The sequence below is a fragment of the Actinoallomurus acaciae genome (assembly GCF_042429965.1).
Lineage (GTDB): Bacteria > Actinomycetota > Actinomycetes > Streptosporangiales > Streptosporangiaceae > Actinoallomurus > Actinoallomurus acaciae.
In genome coordinates, this window is record NZ_JBHLZP010000736.1 from 1 (window position 1) to 3,188 (window position 3,188).

Below are 3,188 nucleotides of genomic sequence, written 5' to 3' on the forward strand. Positions count from 1 at the left end.
GAGCGCCGCCGCCTCGACATGCGCCTCGTCCCCACGCGCCGGGGCGACCGCCGGGCCGTCTCGGTGACGGTCCGGTCGTACGGGCCGCTGCGGCTGGCCGCCCGCCAGCTCTCCCGCCGGGCGCCCTGGTCCGTACGCGTCCTGCCGGCCTTCCCCTCGCGACGGCACCTGCCGGCCAAGCTCTCCCGCCTGCGGGAGCTGACCGGCCAGCACGTGGCGCTCATCCGCGGCCAGGGCACGGAGTTCGACTCGCTACGGGAGTACGTGGACGGCGACGACGTACGGTCCATCGACTGGCGGGCGACGGCGCGGCGGAGCGACGTCGTGGTCCGTACCTGGCGCCCCGAACGCGACCGCCGCATCTACCTGGTCCTGGACACGGACCGTACGGCCGCGGGCCGGGTCGGCGACATCCCGCGGCTCGACTGCTCGATGGACGCCGCCCTGCTGCTCGGCGCCCTGGCCTCGCGGGCGGGCGACCGGGTGGACCTGCTGGCCTACGACCGGCAGGTCCGCGCCCGCGTGGAGGGCAGCACGCGCACCAACCTGCTGCCCGCGATGGTCCGCGCCATGGCGCCGCTGGAGCCGGAACTCATCGAGGCGGACGCGGCGGGCATGGTCTCGACGCTGCTGGCCCGCGTACGGCAGCGCTGCCTCGTGGTGCTGCTGACCGACCTCAACGCCGCGGCGATGGAGGAGGGTCTGCTGCCGCTGCTGCCCCAGCTCACCGCCAAGCACCTGGTGATGGTCGCCGCGGTGAGCGACCCGCGGGTGAGCGAGATGGCCGCGGCCCGCGGCGACGCGAGCGCGGTGTACGACGCGGCCGCCGCCGAACGCGCCCGCGCCGACCGCAGCCGTGTGACGGCGGAGCTCCGCAAGTACGGCGTGGAGGTCGTCGACGCCCCGCCGGAGGAGATCGCCCCGGCCCTGGCCGACGCGTACCTGTCCCTGAAGGCCGCCGGCCGCCTCTGACGGGTCTTCTCAGAGCGCCGCCGCCTGAGAGCGGCACCCCGTCCCGCGACGGTCAGGCGGCGACCGGGGCGGTGTCGGGGACGGACTCCATGTCGCCGATGTCTCCCTCGCGCGTCGCGCGGCGGCCGAACACGATCACGTACGTCAGGAAGGCGGCCTCCGCGATCACGCCGATGGCGATGCGCAGCCATGTCGTGTTCACGTGACCCGTCACGAAGCCCTCGATCGCGCCCGACACCGCCAGCACGATGACGAGGCCCAAGGCGATGCTCATCGCCGCGCGGCCCTCCTCGGCCAGGGCGTGGCTGCGGCGTCGGTGGCCCGGGTCGATGATCGTCCAGCCGAGGCGCAGACCCGCCGCCGCGGCGAGGTACACGGCCGTGAGTTCCAGCATGCCGTGCGGCAGGATCAGGCCGAAGAAGATCGCGCCCTTGCCGTGGGCGAACATCAGGCCGGCGGAGACGCCGAGGTTCAGCTGGTTGCCCCACAGCGCGAAGATCGTCGGAATGCCGAGCAGGATGCCGAAGATCAGTGCCTGGGCCGAGACCCACACGTTGTTCACCCAGACCTGGAAGGCGAACGCGCCCGCCGCGTGGTCGGTGTAGTAGTTCGCGAAGTCGTGGTCGACGAGCTGGCGGATCTGCGTCGGCGACAGCAGTGACGACTGCACCTCGGGGTTGCGGGCCACCCAGATGGCGATCACCACCGACACCAGGTTGGAGATGACCGCCGAACCGAGCCACCACCACCGCATCCGGTACGCGGTGGCCGGGAAGGAGACGGTGAGGAAGCGCGCGACGTCGCGCCACATCGGCGCGTGCGCCCCGGTCACCGCCGCGCGGCCCCGGGCCACCAGAGACGACAGGCGGCCGACGAGCGCGGGCTCCGGCGAGCTGGAGCGTACGACGGACAGGTGGGTCGCGGCCCGCTGGTACAGCTCGACCAGCTCGTCGATCTCCGGGCCGCTCAGCTTCCGCGCCCCCCGGTTGACCAGTTGCTCCAGGCGCCGCCACTCGGCGTTGTGCGCGGCCACGAAGGCATCGACGTCCACGAACGGGCACACTACTCTCAAAGACTCTTGGGGAATCCTCGCCAGTCTCTCAGAGACTCTCGACGGGAGGGCGCGTGCCGATCGAACTGGTGACCGGCGAGGCCGTCGCACTCGACATCCGGGTCGCGCGGCTGGCCAGCCGCGCCCTGGCGCTGTTCGTCGACATGCTGTTGCAGATCTTCATTCTCTACATCTGCTTCATCTTCGTCGGCCTGTCGGCGGCGGTGCTCGACTCGGCCGTGACGGTGGGGCTGTCGATCGTGTTCATGGTGGCCGTGTTCGTGGGCTACCCGACGATCACAGAGACGCTGACGCGCGGCCGCACTCTGGGCAAGCTCGCGGTCGGGCTGCGGGTCGTCAGCGACGACGGCGGCCCTGAGCGGTTCCGGCAGGCCTTCGTGCGCGCGCTGGCCGGGTTCCTGGAGATCTGGGCGCTGCTCGGCTCGCCCGCGCTCATCACGTCGCTGCTCAACCAGCGCGGCAAGCGGCTCGGCGACCTGTTCGCGGGCACGATCGTCATCCAGGACCGGGTGCCGGTCAACGTCTTCCTCGGACCGGTCGCGGTGATGCCGCCGCCGCTCGCGCCGTGGGGCCGGTCGCTGGAGCTCGCCATGCTGCCGGACAACGTGGCGCTGGCCGCCCGGCAGTACCTCACACGCTTCTGGGAGCTGGCGCCCCGTGTCCGCGACGCGATGGGCGACCGGCTCATGGCGGACGTCCTGCGTTACGTCAGCCCGCCGCCGCCTCCGGGCTTCCGGCCGGAGATCTACCTGTCGGCCGTCCTGGCCGAACGCCGGTACCGGGAGGAGATGCGGCTGGCCGAGCGCGCCGCCCGGCGCGAGGCGATCAGCCGCCGCGGGATTCCGGTCGCGCCGATGCCCCAGGCGATCCCGGTGGGCGGACCCCCGCCACCGCCGCCCTCGTACGGCCCGGGTCCGGTGCCGGGTCCCGAGTGGCTCGGCGTGGCCCCCGGCTCGGCGCCCCGGTTCCTGCCGCCGGGGCGGTGACCGATCAGGTGAAGTTCGGCGGGTCGTCCAGGCCGGTCAGCTCGATCCCGGAGGCGGCCACGAGGACGTCGCCGGCGAAGTAGCACTCCGAGATCTCCCCGGTCTCCAGATCGGTGATCTCATAGCGTTCGACCGGCAGCCGGCTCTCCTCGGCCTCG

3 protein-coding genes are annotated in these 3,188 nt (G+C 72.7%); 2 read left to right on the forward strand and 1 reads right to left on the reverse strand.

What is annotated here, in order from left to right; all coding sequences use genetic code 11:
• Window positions 1-972 (forward strand): DUF58 domain-containing protein (locus tag ACFFNX_RS45995; RefSeq protein WP_378212656.1); only part of this gene is annotated, 972 nt, incomplete at its 5' end.
• A gap of 52 nt (window positions 973-1,024) precedes the next feature.
• Here ACFFNX_RS45995 and ACFFNX_RS46000 read toward each other — a convergent pair.
• The gene (locus ACFFNX_RS46000) at window positions 1,025-2,023 is read right to left on the reverse strand and encodes a stage II sporulation protein M (RefSeq protein WP_378212657.1); all 999 of its coding nucleotides are present in this window, start codon (window positions 2,021-2,023) and stop codon (window positions 1,025-1,027) included.
• Between the two features lie 74 nt (window positions 2,024-2,097).
• Between ACFFNX_RS46000 and ACFFNX_RS46005 the strand changes: the two genes are divergently transcribed.
• Window positions 2,098-3,030 (forward strand): RDD family protein, encoded by a 933-nt coding sequence (locus ACFFNX_RS46005; protein ID WP_378212658.1) that lies wholly within the window; start codon window positions 2,098-2,100, stop codon window positions 3,028-3,030.
• The last annotated feature ends 158 nt before the right edge of the window (window positions 3,031-3,188 follow it).